Origin of the sequence: Rhodococcus olei (genome assembly GCF_039540555.1) — a bacterium.
Classification (GTDB): Bacteria; Actinomycetota; Actinomycetes; order Mycobacteriales; family Mycobacteriaceae; genus Rhodococcus_G; species Rhodococcus_G olei.
The window spans coordinates 405,357-421,463 of record NZ_BAABFB010000075.1; the positions used below are offsets into that span (position 1 = coordinate 405,357).

Sequence of the window (16,107 nt, forward strand, 5' to 3'; positions counted from 1 at the left end):
GAATGACTATGGCTGACAAGAGGAAGTCGCTCGACGAGGTCGTCGGCGAACTGCGCAGCGGCATGACCATCGGCCTCGGCGGCTGGGGCTCGCGCCGCAAGCCGATGGCGTTCGTCCGCGCGATCCTGCGCTCGGACGTCAAGGACCTGACCGTCGTCACCTACGGCGGACCCGACCTCGGCCTGCTGTGCTCGGCGGGCAAGGTCAAGAAGGCCTACTACGGTTTCGTCTCTCTCGACTCGGCGCCGTTCTACGACCCCTGGTTCGCCAAGGCCCGCACCTCCGGCGAGCTCGTCGCCCGCGAGATGGACGAGGGCATGGTCAAGTGCGGGCTCGAGGCCGCCGCCGCGCGTCTGCCGTTCCTGCCGATCCGCGCCGGCCTCGGCTCGGACGTGCAGACCTTCTGGGGCGACGAGCTCGAGACCGTCACCTCCCCCTACGCCGACGAGTCCGGCAAGCACGAGACGCTGATCGCGATGCCGGCGCTGAACCTGGACGCCGCGTTCGTGCACCTGAACATCGGCGACGCCCGCGGCAATGCCGGATACCAGGGCGTGGACCCCTACTTCGACGACCTGTACCTGATGGCCGCCGAGAAGCGCTACCTCTCGGTCGAGAAGGTCGTCGAGACCGAGCAGCTGGTCAAGGAGGTGCCGCTGCAGCAGCTGATCGTCAACCGGATGATGGTCGACGCCGTGGTCGAGGCCCCGAACGGCGCCCACTTCACCCTCGCCGGCGAGTCCTACGGCCGGGACGAGAAGTTCCAGCGGCACTACGCCGAGGCCGCCAAGACCCCCGAGTCCTGGCAGGCCTTCGTGGACCGCTTCCTGTCCGGTTCCGAGGACGACTACCAGGCCGCCGTCAAGAAGTTCGCAGAGGAGCAGGCATGACCTCCACCGACAACGCCACCACCGTGACCCGCGCCGAGTACTGCGCGGTCGCGTGCGCCGACCTGTTCGCCGGCGCCGGTGAGATCATGGCCAGCCCGATGTCGACGATGTCGCAGCTCGGCGCCCGCCTGGCCCGGCTCACCACCGAGCCGGACCTGCTGATCACCGACGGTGAGGCCCTGATCCTGGCCGACACCCCGGCCGTCGGCAAGACCGGTCCGGTCGAGGGCTGGATGCCGTTCCGCAAGGTGTTCGACGTCGTCGCCTCCGGTCGCCGCCATGTCGTCATGGGCGCCAACCAGATCGACAAGTACGGCAACCAGAACCTGTCCGCCTTCGGTCCGCTGCAGCAGCCGAGCCGGCAGATGTTCGGTGTCCGCGGCGCCCCGGGCAACACGATCAACCACGCCACCAGCTACTGGGTCGGCAAGCACACCTCGCGCGTCTTCTGCGACAAGGTCGACGTCGTCTCCGGTGTCGGCTACGACAAGGTCGATCCGGAGAACCCGGCGTACAAGTACCTGGGCGTGCACCGCGTCGTCACCAACCTCGGCGTCTTCGACTTCGGTGGGCCGGGTCGCACGATGCGCGCGCTGACCCTGCACCCGGGCGTCACCGCCGAGGAGGTCGCCGAGAACACCTCCTTCGAGGTCGCCGGACTCGCCGAGGCGGGTGTCACCCGCGAGCCGACCGCCGAGGAGCTGCGCATCATCCGCGAGGTGCTCGACCCGAAGAACTTCCGCGACCGCGAGGTCTCGGCGTGAGCGCGCAAGTGCTCCGCACCCCGCTGACCGAACTGGTCGGCATCGATCACCCGATCGTGCAGACCGGCATGGGCTGGGTGTCGGGTCCGCGTCTGACCGCGGCCACCTGCAACGCCGGCGGTCTGGGCATCCTCGCGTCCGCGACGATGACCTACGACGAGCTCGAGGCGGCGATCAAGAAGACCAAGCAGCTCACCGACAAGCCGTTCGGCGTCAACATGCGCGCCGACGCGTCGGACGCCGGGCAGCGGTGCGATCTGCTGATCCGCGAGGGTGTCAAGGTCGCCTCGTTCGCGCTGGCGCCGAAGAAGGACCTGATCGCCAAGCTCAAGGACAACGGCATCGTCGTGGTCCCCTCGATCGGTGCCGCCAAGCACGCGGTCAAGGTCGCCTCGTGGGGCGCGGACGCGGTGGTCGTGCAGGGCGGCGAGGGCGGCGGTCACACCGGTGGCGTCGCGACGACGCTGCTGCTGCCGTCGGTGCTGGACGCGGTCGACATCCCGGTGATCGCCGGCGGCGGGTTCTTCGACGGTCGCGGCCTGGCGGCGGCGCTGTCCTACGGCGCGGCCGGTGTCGCGATGGGCACCCGCTTCCTGCTCACCAGCGACTCCGCGGTGCCGAACTCGGTCAAACAGGAGTACCTCAAGCGCGGCCTGCAGGACACCACGGTGTCCGTGAAGGTGGACGGCATGCCGCACCGAGTGCTCAACACCGACCTGGTGAACAGCCTCGAGAAGTCCAGCTACGCAAAGGGACTCGTCGCCGCCGCCAAGAACGCGATGAAGTTCAAGTCGATGACGGGCATGAAGTGGTCGACGCTCGCCAAGGACGGCCTGGCGATGAAGAAGTCCGGTGACCGCACCTGGCAGCAGATCATCATGGCCGCCAACACCCCGATGCTGCTCAAGGCCGGCCTGGTCGAGGGCAACACGGAAGCGGGCGTGCTCGCGTCCGGTCAGGTGGTCGGCATGATCGACGACCTGCCCAGCTGCCAGGAGCTGATCGACCGCATCGTCGCCGACGCGGTCAAGCGGATCGACGCCGTCGGCGCGTTGAAGGCCTGATCCCCCCCAGCTCCACCCGAAGGGCACCGTCGCTCGGCCTGACCGAGCGACGGTGCCCTTCAGCCGTTTCGGGCTGCGGGCACCTCCCGCTCGCGGGCGACGATCCGGGCGCGCACCTCGGGTCGGCGCAGGGGCGGCACGGTCGGCGGCGGCTGGCGACGCTCGGGCAGCGACGCGAGCAACCGCTCGGTGGCCGCCGCGACCTCGGCGACCGCCCGCTCGAACGGCTCCCGGGTGGCGTCGGACAGCTTGTGGATTCCGCTGACCTTCCGGACGTACTGGACCGCGGCGGCCTCGATCTCCTCCGCGGTCGCGGCCGGTTCCAGCCCGCGCAGCTCGGTGATGTTTCGGCACATGCCCCGACCCTAGCCGCGCAGCGCCCCGTCCGACGAGGTCTGCGTGGGGCCGAGCTCGACGACCGGGGCGAGCACTCCGGCGAGGGTGCGCAGGCACAGCTCACGCAGTTCGTCCGCCGAGACCACAGGCCGGTCGATCCAGTCCACACAGACCGCACGGACGAACGCGATCCAGCCGTGGACCCCGATCGCGGCGATCGCCCGCGCCTCCGGATCGAGGTCGAGGGCGTCGAGGATGCGCTCCTGCTGCGTGGCGAGTTCGTCCTCCACCGTCGCCCGGATCTCCGGATCGGCGGACAGCGCCCCGTGGCTGACCGCGCGGACCCCGTGCCTGCGCGTCACGACGTGCTGGATGTACGCGTCGAGTCCCCGCGCGATCTGCACCGCGACGGGCTCGTCGGGGTCGGGTTCCGTTGCCGCCAGGAGCTCGTCGGCGGAGCGCTTGACGATCGCGGCGAAGAAGTCTCGTTTGGTCGGGAAGTAGTGGTACATCAGGCCGCGGGAGACTCCCGCGAGCTCGGCGATCTCTTCGATCCACACCTCGTCGTACGGCCGTTCCGCGAACAGCCGGGCGCCGATGTCGAGCAGTTGGGCACGGCGTTGCTCGGGGGCGAGACGTCGGCGTGGGGCACCCATGTTCCCCAATCTACTTGACACGAGTTCAACAAGGCGTAGGTTGCCTTACTGGACACGGATTCAGCAGGGGGCACGAATGACCGTCGAACTGTCATCGCAGGGCACACTCGCCATCCCGCATCCACGCCGGCGCGTCCCGATCCTCGGCGACGTGCTGGGCGTCGACCCCGGCACCCCGGTGCAGGACTCGATGCGGCTGGCCACCGAACTCGGGCCGATCTTCGAGCGGAAGGTCCTGGGCAAGCGGTTCGTCATCGTCTCGGATCCGGACATCGTCGCCGAACTCGGCGACGAGGCGCGGTTTCGCAAGCACCTGTCGCCGGCCGTCGCGGCGTTGCGCGCGATCGGCGGCGACGGCCTGTTCACCGCCTACAGCGACGAACCGAACTGGCGCCGGGGACACAACCTCCTCGCCCCCGCGTTCACGCAGTCGGCGATGCGCCGCTACCACGAGTCCATGGTCGATGTCGCCGCCGAACTCGGCGCGCACTGGGATCGCTCCGCCGGCTCCCCCGTCGACGTCTCCGCCGACATGACCAAGCTGACGCTCGAGACCATCGGCCGCACCGGGTTCAGTTACTCCTTCGACTCCTTCGACCGCGACCAGCCGCACCCGTTCGTCGCGTCGATGGTCCGGGCGCTGACCGACGCGCAACAGCGGGTCAGTCCGCTGACCCTGCTGACCGGGCGCCGCCGCCGGCGCAGTCGTGAGGCCGATGCCGCCCATCTGGCCGAGGTGGTGGACGCGGTGATCCGGTCGCGCCGCGACGCCGACGGCGGGGACGCGCCCGACGACCTGCTCGAGCTGATGCTGCGGGCGCAGCGCGAGCAGGATCCGAACCGGGTCGACGACCTCAACGTCCGGCACCAGGTGATCACGTTCCTCGTCGCGGGTCACGAGACGACGTCCGGTGCGCTGTCCTTCGCGCTGTACCACCTGTCGCGGCACCCCGAGGTTCTCGCTCGCGCCCAGGAGGAGGTGGACCGGGTGTGGGGGCCCGACGCCGACGTCCGCCCCACCTACGAACAGATCGCGAAGCTGCGGTACGTGCGGCGCGTCCTCGACGAGTCGCTGCGGTTGTGGCCGACGGCACCGGCCTACGCACGCGAGGCGGTCGAGGACACCACGTTGCGCTGCGGTCACCGGATGGCGGCCGGCGACTGGATGCTGGTGCTGATTCCGGCACTGCACCGGCACCCGGTGTGGGGCGACGACGCGGACCGCTTCGACCCCGACCGCTTCCTGCCCGAGCGGATGCGCGGCCGGCCCGCCCACGCGTACAAGCCGTTCGGGACCGGTGAACGGGCGTGCATCGGACGGCAGTTCGCGGTGCACGAGGCGGTCCTCGTGCTGGGGACCGTCCTGCACCGCTACGACCTGCGCGGTGAGCCCGGATATCGGCTCCGCGTGCAGGAGCGTCTGACCATGATGCCGACCGGGTTCTCCCTGTCGGTGACCCGTCGTCACCGAACGGACCGGCCCGGTCGGGGCGTCCCGCTGCTCGGGTAATGTCGCCTTGTGAAGCTGTCGCGTGAACGTGTGGAGACCACCGGGCCGGGACGCCCTCGAGATCCCCAGGTCGACCGCGCGGTACTGGCAGCCACCGTCGAACTGCTCGTCGAAGCCGGCTACCAGAAGACGACGATCCAGGCGATCGCCCGCCGCGCCCAGGTGAGCGCGCCCGCGATCTACCGCAGGTGGGCGACCCGCGAAATGATCATCGAGGACGCGATTTTCGGCCTTCAGGAGGGCGACGACGTACCGGTTCCGCCGGCGACCGACGACCTGCGGGCCGACCTGCTGGCCTGGACGCGCAAATTCCTCGATCGCACCGCCCACCCGGCGGCACGCTCAGCGATCCCGGGGCTGCTCTCCGCCTATCACCACCACGACGGTGTGCACGAGCGGCTCGTCCAGCGCGCGGAGGCGCCGGCCCGCGCCGCCCTCGTCGCGCGGATTCTCGACGCGGTACCGAACCCCGACGCGAACGCCGAGGACACCGCGGGGATCGTGTTCGACATGCTGGTGTCGTCGACGATGATCCGTGGTGTGTCCCGTGGCCACGAGGACGCCGACGAATGGTGCCTGCACTTCGCGGACGCCCTCTACGCCCTGATCGGCACCCTGAAGTGACCCGCCGGAACGCGTGAAGGGCGCCGCCGGCCGGTCGAACCGGACGAGGGCGCCCTTCGGGCGATCGCGGAGCTGCTAGTCGAGGCGCTCGATGATCGTGACGTTCGCGGTGCCGCCACCCTCGCAGATGGTGAGCAGGCCGTAGCGGCCGCCGATGCGCTCGAGCTCGTTCAGCAGCGTCGCCATCAGCTTCGTGCCGGTCGCGCCGAGCGGGTGGCCGAGGGCGATCGCGCCGCCGTTGACGTTGACCTTGGCCGGGTCGGCGCCGATCTCCTTGATCCAGGCGAGCACGACCGGGGCGAAGGCCTCGTTGATCTCGACGACGTCGATGTCGTCGATGGTCAGACCGGTCTTGGCGAGCGCGTGCTGGGTGGCCGGGATCGGGGCGCTGAGCATGAAGATCGGGTCGTCGCCGCGGGCGCTCATGTGGTGGATGCGGGCGCGCGGCTTCAGGCCGTGCTTCTGGACGGCCTCCTCCGACGCGAGCAGCAGCGCGCTGGCGCCGTCGGAGATCTGGCTGGCGACGGCGGCGGTCATCTTGCCGCCCTCGACGAGCACGTTCAGCGAGGCCATCTTCTCGAGGCTGGTCTCGCGCGGCCCCTCGTCGGTGGTGACGTCACCGAACGGGACGACCTCGTTGTCGAAGCGGCCCGCGGCGATCGCGGCCTTGGCGCGCTCGTGGCTCTGCAGGGCCCACTTCTCGAGCTCCTCGCGGCTGATGTCCCACTTGTCGGCGATCATCTCGGCGCCCTTGAACTGGGACACCTCCTGGTCGCCGTAGCGGTCGGTCCAGCCCTTCGACTCCGCGGTCGGGGTGCTGAAGCCGTACTGCTCCCCGACCAGCATCGCGGCCGAGATCGGGATCTGGCTCATGTTCTGCACGCCACCGGCGACGATCAGGTCCGCGGTGCCCGACAGGATCGCCTGGGCGCCGAACTGGATGGCCTGCTGGCTCGACCCGCACTGGCGGTCGACGGTCACACCGGGCACGTGCTGCGGCAGACCGGCCGCCAGCCACGACAGGCGGGCGATGTTGCCGGCCTGGCCGCCGATCGCGTCCACACAGCCGAACACGACGTCGTCGACCTCGGACGCGTCGACCCCGGTGCGGTCGACGAGAGCCTTGATGATGTGCGCGCCCAGGTCGATCGGATGCACGCCGGCCAGGCCGCCGTTCTTCTTGCCGATCGGGGTGCGGATGGCGTCGACGATGTATGCCTCAGACATGGTGGATCTCCCTACGGGTCAGGGCCGCGACTGGGGGCTCGAGAGCCCGTCGAGGACGATGGCGAGGTACTGCTTGGCTACGGTTTCAGCGGTCATCGGTCCGCCCGGGCGGTACCACCGGACCGCGACCCACACGGTGTCTCGCATGAAGCGGTACACCAGCTCGACGTCGATGTCGGGACGGAAGCTCCCGTCGGCGATCCCGGATTCGAGCACCGAGACCCACAGGGTCCGGAACTCCCGGTTGCGATCGCCGATGTACGCGAACCGCTCGTTGCCGACGAGGTGCTTGGCCTCGTCCTGGTAGATCGCGACGGCGGGGTGGGAACTGTCGATCGCCTCGAACGAGGCGATCACCAGGGCCTCGAGCGTGGCGCGGGCCCCGAGCCCGGATTCGGTGATGGTCCGGTAGCGCCCGAACAGCTCGTCGAGGAATCCGCGGAGGATCTCGTCGACCATCGACTCCTTGGAGTCGAAGTGGTGGTAGAGGCTGCCGGACAGGATGCCGGCGGCGTCCGCGATGTCGCGGACCGTGGTCGCACGCATGCCGCGTTCGGCGAACAGCGACGCCGCGAGGTCGAGCAGCTCTGCGCGGCGTCCGGACTTGGTGCCGGACTCTTCGGCGCGGGACGGTGGGGTCACACCGCCATGGTACACAACCAAGCGCTTGTTAGGGTACGGGGTTCCCTGATGTCACCGGCCACCACGTGGCGAAACCCAATGTGACATCAGGGAACTCCGAATGGTTCTACGCCCGCTGGCTGGAGATGGAGACGATCTCGCCGGTGAGGTAGGTGGTGTAGTCGCTGGCGAGCATCGCGATGGTCGCGGCGATCTCCCACACCTCGGCGGCGCGGCCGTAGGCCTCGCGCGACGCCAGGTTGTCGAGCAGCTCGTCGCTGGTGACCTTCGCCAGGAACGGGTGGCGGGCGATGGACGGCGCGACGGCGTTGATCCGGACGCCGTACTCGGCGGCCTCGATCGCGGAGCAGCGGGTGAGCGCCATGACGCCGGCCTTCGCGGCGGCGTAGTGCGACTGCGAGTGCTGCGCACGCCAGCCGAGGACCGACGCGTTGTTCACCAGCACGCCGTTGTGGTCGACGCTCTTGAAGTAGCGCAGCGCCGCGCGGGTGGCGCGGAAGGTGCTCGTCAGCGTGATGTCGACGACGCGGTCCCACTGCTCGTCGGTCATGTCGACGATCGGGGTCTCGCCGCCGAGCCCGGCGTTGTTGACCAGGACGTCGATCCGGCCGAGCTTCTCGGCCGCGCCGGCGATCAGCGCGTCGACCTGCTCGGTGCTCGACACGTCGCACACGAACGACTCGACCTGCTGGCTGCCGAACTCGGCCGACAGCTTCTCGACGGTCTCACCGAGACGACGCTCGTGGAAGTCCGAGACCAGGACGTCGGCGCCCTCGAGCAGCGCGCGACGGGCGGTGGCGAAGCCGATGCCGGTGCCCGCCGCGGCGGTCACGACCACCTTCTTGCCCTTGAGCAGGTTGTGGCCCTCGATCTCCTCGGGGGCGACGGCGAGCGGGGACTTGACGGTGGCGGTCACGGGCGTGCCTCTCGGGGAAGGCCGAGCACGCGCTCGGCGATGATGTTGCGCTGGATCTCGTTGGATCCGCCGTAGATGGTGTCGGCGCGGCTGAACAGGAACAGCCGCTGCTCGTCACTGAGGTCCGCGTCCGCGCCGAACGGGCCGTCACCGGCGAGCAGGCCCTCGGCACCGGCGACCTCCATCGCGAGCTCACCGAGTCCGCGATGCCAGTTGGCCCACAGCAGCTTCGCCACCGACGCCTCGCCACCGTTACCGGTCGCGTCGACCGAGGACAGGGTTCGCATCGCGTGGGCCCGCATGACCTGCAGGCCCATCCAGGCGCGGGTGAGCTTGTCCTTGATGACGGGATCCTGCGCGGCACCGTTGCGCTCGGCCTGCTCGACGATCGCGGCGAGCTCCTTGGCGAAACCGACCTGCTGACCGAGGGTGGAGATGCCGCGCTCGAAGGTCAGGGTGCCCATCGCGACCGCCCAGCCCTGACCGACCTCGCCGACCACCAGGTCGGCGTCGGTGCGGGCGTCGTCGAAGAACACCTCGTTGAACTCGGAGGTGCCGGTGAGCTGCAGGATCGGCCGGACCTCGATGCCCGGCTGGTCCATCGGCACGAGGAGGTACGAGAGGCCCTTGTGCCGCTGCGAGCCCGGCTCGGTGCGGGCCACCACGAAGCACCACTGGGCGACATGGGCGAGGGAGGTCCACACCTTCTGCCCGTTGATGTGCCACTGGTCGCCCTCGAGGCGCGCGGACGTGGTGACGCCGGCGAGGTCGGAGCCGGCGTTCGGCTCGGAGTACCCCTGGCACCACAGTTCGGTGACGTTGTTGATGCCGGGCAGGAATCGGCGCTTCTGCTCCTCGGTGCCGAACGCGATCAGCGTCGGCCCGAGCAGCTCCTCACCGAGGTGGCTGACCCGCGCGGGTGCGCCCGACCGGGCGTACTCCTCGTGGAAGATCACCTGCTGGCTGATCGTGGCGTCGCGGCCGCCGTACTCCTTGGGCCAGCCGAGGCAGGTCCACCCGGCCGCGGCGAGGTGCCGGTCCCAGGCGAGCCGTTCCTCGAACGCCTCGTGCTCACGGCCGGGCCCACCGAGTCCACGGAGGCCGGCGAACTCACCGGTCAGATTGTCGGCCAGCCACTCGCGGACGGTGGCGGCGAACTTCTCGTCGTCTACTGCTGTTCCCAGCCCCTGGATTGCATCCACACCGGTAGAGTAACCTACCAAGCACTTGCTAGGTAGAGGAGTCCAGTGACCACTGATGTGAAGACAACACCCGCGGCGCTCACGCGGGCCGCTCGCGAATTCGGTGAGGACGAGGCCATCGCCGACGGCGACGTCCGGCTCAGCTACACGAACCTCCTCGACCACGTGCGCACGACGGCACGGGCCCTGATCGCACGTGGCATCGAGCCCGGCGACCGGATCGCGATCTGGGCCCCGAACACCCACCACTGGGTGATCGCCGCGCTCGGCGCCCAGTACGCGGGCGCCGTCATCGTGCCGATCAACACCCGCTACACCGGCAGCGAGGCCCTCGATCTCGTCGTCAGAACCCAGGCCAAGGCGTTGTTCGTCGTCGGCCCGTTCCTGAAGTCGGACCGGTGGAGCGAGCTGCAGAGGGCCGCCGGTGACGGCGACCTCGACACCCTGCACACGGTGATCCGGGTGCCGTTCGATCCTGCCGAACCCACCGACGGCGTCGTGGAATGGTCCGAGCTGGACGCCCTCGCCCAGTCGGTCGGCGTCGAGGAGGCCGACGCACGCGCCGCGGCGGTGGGCCCCGACGACCTCGCCGACATCCTGTTCACGTCCGGCACCACCGGCAAGAGCAAGGGCGTGATGACCGCGCACCGGCAGACGGTCGGCATCGCCGACGCGTGGGCCACCTGCGCCGAGGTCACCAAGGCCGACAGCGAGCTGCTGATCAACCCGTTCTTCCACACCTTCGGCTACAAGGCCGGGATCATGGTGTGCGTGCTGCGCGGCGCGACGATCGTGCCGATGGCCGTCTTCGACGTCCCCGCGGTGACCGAGAAGATCGCCAAGGAACGTGTGAGCATCCTGCCCGGGGCGCCCACCATCCACCAGTCGATCCTGGACTTCCCGACCCGCGACGAATACGACCTGTCCAGCCTGCGGATCGCCGTCACCGGCGCCGCGGCCGTGCCGGTGACCCTCGTCGAGCGGCTGCAGTCCGAACTCGGTTACGACGCCGTTCTCACCGCCTACGGGCAGACCGAGGCCGTGGTGGTGACGATGTGCCGCACCGACGACGACCCGGTCACGGTCTCGACCAGCTCCGGCCGCGCCATCCCCGGCATGGAGGTCCGGATCGGCGACCACGGCGAGATCCTCGTGCGCGGCGAGAACGTCATGCTCGGGTACCTCGACGATCCCGAAGCCACCGCCGCCACGATCGACCCGGACGGCTGGCTGCACACCGGCGACGTCGGCGTCCTCGACGACCGCGGCTACCTCGACATCACCGACCGGCTCAAGGACATGTACATCTCCGGCGGATTCAACGTCTATCCCGCCGAGATCGAGAACACCCTGGCCCGGCTCGACACGGTGGCCGAGTCCGCCGTGATCGGCGTGCCGGACGAGCGGATGGGCGAGGTGGGCCGGGCCTACATCGTCCCGAAGCCGGGGCGCACCGTCACCGAGGAGGAGGTGCTCGCGTTCGCGAAGGAGCACCTGGCGAACTTCAAGGTGCCGCGGCAGATCCACATCGTCGACGGCCTGCCGCGCAACCCGTCCGGCAAGGTGCTCAAGAACGACCTGCGAGGACAGAAGTCATGACGCTTCCCCACGAGGACGATGTCGTCACCTACGAGGTCCGCGACCGGGTCGCGGTCGTGACGATGAACCGTCCCGGCTACCGCAACGCCCAGAACTCGGTGATGACCTACGCGCTCGACTCCGCGTTCCAGCGGGCGGTGGAGGATCCCGAGGTCGGCGTGATCGTGCTGGCCGGCAACGGTGAGCACTTCAGCGCCGGCCACGACATCGGCACCCCCGGTCGCGACCACCACGTGACGTACGAGAACAAGGCCGTCATGTGGTGGGACCACGTGGACCGTCCCGGCGGCGACCAGCGGTACGCCCGCGAGATGGAGGTCTACCTCGGGATGTGCCGGCGGTGGCGCGAGCTGCCCAAGCCGACCATCGCGATGGTGCAGGGCGCATGCATCGCGGGCGGGCTGATGCTGTCCTGGGTGTGCGACCTGATCGTGGCTTCCGAGGACGCGTTCTTCGCGGATCCGGTCGTCCGCATGGGCATCCCGGGCGTCGAGTACTTCGCCCACCCGTGGGTGCTCGGTACCCGCGGCGCGAAGGAGATCCTCTACACCGGGGACCGCTTCTCGGCCCAGCGCGCCTACGAGTGGGGCATGGTCAGCCGGGTGGTCCCGCGCGAGGACCTCGAGTCCACCGCGATGGAGTTGGCGGGCAGGATCGCCGCGATGCCCCAGTTCGGGCTGGCCCTGACCAAGAGGGCCGTGAACCAGTGCGAGGACCTGATGGGCATCCGCGCGGGCATGGATTCCGTGTTCGGGCTGCATCATTTCGCGCACGCACACAATGCCGAGGTCGGCTCCGGCCCCCTGGGCGGCATGGACGCCAAAACGATGAAGAAGGCTGGAGAGAAGTAGTGGATCTCGAATTCGACGACGCCACAGTCGCTTTCCGCGACGAAGTACGCGCGTTCCTGAAGGCCAACGTGCCCGCGGAGCCGCTTCCGCACATGGACACGGCGGAGGGCTTCGAGGCACACCGGCAGTGGGAGCGCACGCTCGCGGAGGCGCGCCTGTCGGTGGTGTCCTGGCCCGCCGAGTACGGCGGGCGCGACGCGACCCTCGAGCAGTGGGTGATCTTCGAGGAGGAGTACTACCGGTCCGGGGCGCCCGGGCGGGTCAGCCAGAACGGCATCTTCCTGCTGGCACCCACGCTGTTCGAGCACGCGAACCCGGAGCAACTGGCCCGGATCATGCCGCGGATGGCGCGCGCCGACGACATCTGGGCCCAGGCCTGGTCCGAGCCGGAGTCCGGGTCCGACCTCGCCAGCCTGCGCGCGACCGCGACCCGGGTCGACGGCGGCTGGCTGCTCAACGGCCAGAAGACGTGGAGCTCGCGCGCGGCCTTCGCGGACTGGGGCTTCGGCCTGTTCCGCTCGGACCCGGAGGCGCAGCGCCACAAGGGCATCACCTACTTCATGTTCGACCTGAAGTCGAAGGGCGTCACCGTGCGTCCGATCGACCAGCTCGACGGCCTGCCCGGCTTCGCGGAGGTGTTCCTCGAGGACGTGTTCGTCCCGGACGATCCGGCCAACCCCGGCGAGTCCGGCGTGATCGGGTCGGTCAACGAGGGCTGGCGGGTCGCGATGAGCACCGCGAGCAACGAGCGGGGCCTGTCGCTGCGCAGCCCGGGCCGCTTCCTGGCGGCCACCGACCGGCTGGTGGCGCTGTGGAAGCGCCACGGCGACGCCACCGACACCGCTCTGCGGGATCGTGTCGTCGACGCCTGGATCGGTTCGCGCGCCTACGAACTGAGCACCTGGGGCACCGTCACCCGACTGGCCGACGGCGGCCAGCTCGGCGCCGAGTCGTCGATCAACAAGGTGTTCTGGTCGGAGTGGGACGTGGCCACCCACGAGACCGCGCTCGACCTCCTCGGCCCCGATGCCGAGCTCGCCGACACCTCCTGGATGGACGGCTACCTCTTCTCCCTCTCCGGTCCGATCTACGCCGGCACCAACGAGATCCAAAAGAACGTCATCGCCGAGCGGCTGCTCGGCCTACCGAAGGCGGACCGATGAGATTCGCGCTCGACTCCTCGCACACCGACTTCGCGGACAGCATCGACTCGCTGCTCGCCAAGTCCGACATGCCGGCCGTGATCCGGTCCTGGAACGCCGGTGACACCGCTCCCGGCGTGAAGGTCTGGCAGCGGCTGGCCGAGACCGGCGTCAACGGCCTGCTGGTCGACGAGGCCCACGACGGTCTCGGCGCCGACGCGATCGACCTGATCGTCGCCGTCGAGCAGCTGGGCCGCCACGCGGTTCCCGGCCCGGTCGCCGAGACCCTCGCCGTCGCACCGACCCTGCTCGCCGACGCGGCGCCCGACCGCCTGTCCGCGCTCGCCGAGGGATCGCTGGCCACCGTCGCCGCGCCGCCGCGGGTTCCGTTCGCGGTCGACGCCGACACCGCCGACCTGGTCCTGGTCGCCGACGGCGGCCGGGTCTCGACCGGCGTCGCCGGCGAGCGGCACGACTCGGTCGACCGTTCCCGGACGCTGTTCTCCGTCACGGCCGGCGAGACGCTCGGCGACGCGGACACCGAGCGCGCGTTCGACATGGGCGCGCTCGCGACCGCCGCGCAGCTGCTGGGCCTCGGCGGGACGATGCTCGACATCTCCACCGAGTACGCGAAGCAGCGCAAGCAGTTCGGCAAGGCGATCGGCAGCCAGCAGTCGATCAAGCACCACCTCGCCGGTGCCGCGATCGCGCTCGAGATGGCCCGCCCGCTGCTGTACGGCGCGGCGCTGGCCGTGAGCACCGGCTCGGCCGACGCCCGACGGGACGTCTCGGCGGCGAAGGTCGCCTGCGGTGACGCGGCGTACCGGGTCTCGCGGATCGCCCTGCAGGTGCACGGCGCCATCGGCTACACGATGGAGCACGACCTGTCGCTGTGGCTGACCAAGACGCGCGCCCTGCTGACGGCCTGGGGCACCCCGGCCGAGCACCGCGGACGAGTGATGGAGGCGCTGTGAGCGTGACGGCGGTCGGTGCATTCACCGACGAACAGCTCGAACTGCGCAAGACCGTGCGGGCCCTGCTGGCCAAGCACGCCGACCCCGCGGCGGTCCGCAAGGCCGCCGAGTCGGAGCGGGGTTACGACGCGGCACTGTGGGAGCTGCTGTGCCAGCAGGTCGGCGTCGCGGCGCTGGCGATTCCCGAGGAGTTCGGCGGCATCGGTGCGACCGCCGTCGAGACCCACGTGGTGTTCGAGGAACTCGGCCGGACCCTGGCACCGACGCCGATGCTCGGCTCCGTCGTCCTCGCCGCGCAGGCGATCCTGGCGTCCGGTGACACCGACGCCTGCGAGCGCCTGCTCCCGGGCATCGCCGAGGGCACCTCGGTCGCCGCGCTGTGCTGGACCGGCGCCGAGGGCAGCTGGGACACCGACAACGTCGGAGTCACGGCGCAGGGCGACGTCCTCACCGGCTCCAGCCATTTCGTGCTGGACGGGTCGTACGCGGACGTGCTGGTCGTGGCCGCGGCCGTGGACGGCGTGGTCGCGCTGTTCGAGGTCGATCCCGCCCAGGACGCGGTGACCCGGCGTCGCGTTCCGACGATGGACCCGACCCGCACCCTGGCGGTCGTCGAGTTCGCCGGAGCGACGGGCCGGCTGCTCACGTCGGACGGCGCGGCCGCGCTCGAGCGGGTCCGCGAGATCGCCTGTGTCGCACTGTCGGCGGAGCAGGTCGGTGCCGCCGAGCAGGCCCTCGCGAACACCGTCGAGTACAGCAAGTCGCGCGTGCAGTTCGGGCGCCCGATCGGCAGCTTCCAGGCGCTCAAGCACCGGATGGCCGACCTGTACTTCCTCGTCGAGACCGCCCGCTCCGCGTCGTACGCGGCGGTCGCCTCGCTCGCCGAGGCGTCCGAGTCGGCGGCCTCGGACGCCGCGGTGGCGAAGGTGTACTGCTCGGAGGCGCTGCAGTCGGTGACGGGTGATTCGATCCAGCTGCACGGCGGGATCGCGATCACCTGGGAGCACGACGCACAGCTGTTCTTCAAGCGCGCGCACGGCAGTGCCCAGCTCTTCGGCCAGCCGCGGGCGTACCTGACGTCGATGAAGTCGGCTGCGGGCCTGACCGCCTGATTCCTGCTTCGCACACGAGGCCGGCCCGGATGATTCCGGGCCGGCCTCGCTGTGTCGAATGGCGAGAACCGGCCACGCCGAACAGCTCACGGTGCGATGCTTCGCGCATGGACCTGGCCGCGATCGAGGAAATCCGACAGCTCAAGTACCGCTACTTCCGGACCCTGGACCTCAAACTGTGGGACGAGTTCGCGGACACGCTCGCCGAGGACGTCGTCGCCGAATACGGCACGCACGCACTCACCGACCCGCTGGTGTTCGAGGGTCGCGACGCGCTGGCCGGGTTCATGCGTCAGACGCTCGGCCCGTCGATCACCACGGTCCACGTCGCCAGTCATCCGGAGGTCACCGTGACAGGCGACTCGGCGGGCGGGTCGTGGTTGTTCGAGGACACCGTGATCGTCCCGGGCGCCAACAGCCAGATCCGCGGTGCCGGGTACTACCGGGACGGCTACCGTCGCGACAGGGACGGTCGCTGGCGGATCACCCGCACGTCGTACACGCGGATCTACGAATCGCTGATCTCGCTCGACGACGTGCCGAGCCACCGGTTCCTGTCCCACATGTGGGCGGATCGGCCGGTCGCCGACGGCTGATC

Annotated in this window: 17 protein-coding genes; 11 read left to right on the top strand and 6 right to left on the bottom strand. The window is 69.9% G+C overall.

Going from position 1 to position 16,107, the window contains the following annotated elements; translation table 11 throughout:
- Positions 1-8: 8 nt before the first annotated feature.
- The 3 genes from ipdA to ABD951_RS26590 are packed head-to-tail and all read left to right on the top strand — an operon-like array spanning position 9 to position 2,718.
- On the top strand, positions 9-890 hold the full coding sequence (gene ipdA, locus ABD951_RS26580) for a cholesterol ring-cleaving hydrolase subunit IpdA (RefSeq protein WP_345352773.1): 882 nt from the start codon (positions 9-11) through the stop codon (positions 888-890).
- The gene (locus ABD951_RS26585; protein ID WP_345352776.1) at positions 887-1,654 is read left to right on the top strand and encodes a CoA-transferase subunit beta; all 768 of its coding nucleotides are present in this window, start codon (positions 887-889) and stop codon (positions 1,652-1,654) included. The genes ipdA and ABD951_RS26585 overlap by 4 nt, the downstream gene beginning before the upstream one ends.
- On the top strand, positions 1,651-2,718 hold the full coding sequence (locus ABD951_RS26590; RefSeq protein WP_345352779.1) for an NAD(P)H-dependent flavin oxidoreductase: 1,068 nt from the start codon (positions 1,651-1,653) through the stop codon (positions 2,716-2,718). The genes ABD951_RS26585 and ABD951_RS26590 overlap by 4 nt, the downstream gene beginning before the upstream one ends.
- A gap of 59 nt (positions 2,719-2,777) precedes the next feature.
- Here ABD951_RS26590 and ABD951_RS26595 read toward each other — a convergent pair whose 3' ends face one another.
- Positions 2,778-3,074: a DUF2277 family protein gene (locus ABD951_RS26595; protein ID WP_345352781.1), complete on the bottom strand. Its 297-nt coding sequence runs from the start codon at positions 3,072-3,074 to the stop codon at positions 2,778-2,780.
- Positions 3,075-3,083: 9 nt separating this feature from the next.
- Positions 3,084-3,710: a TetR/AcrR family transcriptional regulator gene (locus ABD951_RS26600; RefSeq protein ID WP_345352784.1), complete on the bottom strand. Its 627-nt coding sequence runs from the start codon at positions 3,708-3,710 to the stop codon at positions 3,084-3,086.
- A gap of 76 nt (positions 3,711-3,786) precedes the next feature.
- Here ABD951_RS26600 and ABD951_RS26605 point away from each other — a divergent pair, with 76 nt between their 5' ends.
- Both ABD951_RS26605 and ABD951_RS26610 read left to right on the top strand, forming a co-directional pair.
- On the top strand, positions 3,787-5,220 hold the full coding sequence (locus tag ABD951_RS26605) for a cytochrome P450 (protein ID WP_345352787.1): 1,434 nt from the start codon (positions 3,787-3,789) through the stop codon (positions 5,218-5,220).
- A 9-nt stretch (positions 5,221-5,229) separates the two neighbouring features.
- Positions 5,230-5,844: a TetR/AcrR family transcriptional regulator gene (locus ABD951_RS26610; RefSeq protein WP_345352790.1), complete on the top strand. Its 615-nt coding sequence runs from the start codon at positions 5,230-5,232 to the stop codon at positions 5,842-5,844.
- Positions 5,845-5,919: 75 nt separating this feature from the next.
- Here the strand turns inward: ABD951_RS26610 and ABD951_RS26615 are convergent, their stop codons facing one another.
- The 4 genes from ABD951_RS26615 to ABD951_RS26630 form a co-directional block, all read right to left on the bottom strand.
- Entirely contained in the window at positions 5,920-7,071 is a 1,152-nt protein-coding gene (locus ABD951_RS26615; RefSeq protein ID WP_345352792.1) for an acetyl-CoA C-acetyltransferase, read from the bottom strand.
- A gap of 18 nt (positions 7,072-7,089) precedes the next feature.
- Positions 7,090-7,713, bottom strand: coding sequence for a TetR/AcrR family transcriptional regulator (locus tag ABD951_RS26620; RefSeq protein WP_345352795.1), 624 nt, complete (start codon positions 7,711-7,713; stop codon positions 7,090-7,092).
- A 106-nt stretch (positions 7,714-7,819) separates the two neighbouring features.
- Positions 7,820-8,629, bottom strand: coding sequence for an SDR family oxidoreductase (locus ABD951_RS26625; RefSeq protein WP_345352798.1), 810 nt, complete (start codon positions 8,627-8,629; stop codon positions 7,820-7,822).
- The gene (locus ABD951_RS26630; RefSeq protein WP_345352801.1) at positions 8,626-9,831 is read right to left on the bottom strand and encodes an acyl-CoA dehydrogenase family protein; all 1,206 of its coding nucleotides are present in this window, start codon (positions 9,829-9,831) and stop codon (positions 8,626-8,628) included. The genes ABD951_RS26625 and ABD951_RS26630 overlap by 4 nt, the downstream gene beginning before the upstream one ends.
- Positions 9,832-9,876: 45 nt before the next feature.
- On the opposite strand from ABD951_RS26630, the gene ABD951_RS26635 reads away from it, so the two are divergent.
- The 6 genes from ABD951_RS26635 (at position 9,877) to ABD951_RS26660 (ending at position 16,105) form a co-directional block, all read left to right on the top strand.
- Positions 9,877-11,430: a FadD3 family acyl-CoA ligase gene (locus ABD951_RS26635; protein WP_345352804.1), complete on the top strand. Its 1,554-nt coding sequence runs from the start codon at positions 9,877-9,879 to the stop codon at positions 11,428-11,430.
- Positions 11,427-12,281: an enoyl-CoA hydratase gene (locus ABD951_RS26640; RefSeq protein WP_345352807.1), complete on the top strand. Its 855-nt coding sequence runs from the start codon at positions 11,427-11,429 to the stop codon at positions 12,279-12,281. Before ABD951_RS26635 ends, ABD951_RS26640 begins: the two co-directional genes overlap by 4 nt.
- Positions 12,281-13,444, top strand: a complete 1,164-nt coding sequence (locus ABD951_RS26645; RefSeq protein WP_345352810.1) for an acyl-CoA dehydrogenase family protein — start codon at positions 12,281-12,283, stop codon at positions 13,442-13,444. The genes ABD951_RS26640 and ABD951_RS26645 overlap by 1 nt, the downstream gene beginning before the upstream one ends.
- Entirely contained in the window at positions 13,441-14,397 is a 957-nt protein-coding gene (locus ABD951_RS26650; protein ID WP_345352813.1) for an acyl-CoA dehydrogenase family protein, read from the top strand. Before ABD951_RS26645 ends, ABD951_RS26650 begins: the two co-directional genes overlap by 4 nt.
- Positions 14,394-15,509, top strand: coding sequence for an acyl-CoA dehydrogenase family protein (locus ABD951_RS26655; RefSeq protein WP_345352816.1), 1,116 nt, complete (start codon positions 14,394-14,396; stop codon positions 15,507-15,509). Before ABD951_RS26650 ends, ABD951_RS26655 begins: the two co-directional genes overlap by 4 nt.
- A gap of 107 nt (positions 15,510-15,616) precedes the next feature.
- Positions 15,617-16,105 carry a nuclear transport factor 2 family protein gene (locus ABD951_RS26660; protein WP_345352819.1) on the top strand — a complete coding sequence of 163 codons (489 nt, stop codon included), beginning with the start codon at positions 15,617-15,619 and terminating at the stop codon, positions 16,103-16,105.
- Positions 16,106-16,107: the final 2 nt, after the last annotated feature.

Bases quoted from the DNA above. Each gene is read 5' to 3' on its own strand.
- ABD951_RS26585 (WP_345352776.1), top strand. From the start codon at position 887: ATGACCTCCACCGACAACGCCACCACCGTGACCCGCGCCGAGTACTGC.
- ABD951_RS26615 (WP_345352792.1), bottom strand. From the start codon at position 7,071: ATGTCTGAGGCATACATCGTCGACGCCATCCGCACCCCGATCGGCAAG.
- ABD951_RS26650 (WP_345352813.1), top strand. From the start codon at position 13,441: ATGAGATTCGCGCTCGACTCCTCGCACACCGACTTCGCGGACAGCATC.
- ABD951_RS26660 (WP_345352819.1), top strand. From the start codon at position 15,617: ATGGACCTGGCCGCGATCGAGGAAATCCGACAGCTCAAGTACCGCTAC.
- ABD951_RS26600 (WP_345352784.1), bottom strand. From the start codon at position 3,710: ATGGGTGCCCCACGCCGACGTCTCGCCCCCGAGCAACGCCGTGCCCAA.
- ABD951_RS26595 (WP_345352781.1), bottom strand. From the start codon at position 3,074: ATGTGCCGAAACATCACCGAGCTGCGCGGGCTGGAACCGGCCGCGACC.
- ipdA (WP_345352773.1), top strand. From the start codon at position 9: ATGGCTGACAAGAGGAAGTCGCTCGACGAGGTCGTCGGCGAACTGCGC.
- ABD951_RS26640 (WP_345352807.1), top strand. From the start codon at position 11,427: ATGACGCTTCCCCACGAGGACGATGTCGTCACCTACGAGGTCCGCGAC.
- ABD951_RS26605 (WP_345352787.1), top strand. From the start codon at position 3,787: ATGACCGTCGAACTGTCATCGCAGGGCACACTCGCCATCCCGCATCCA.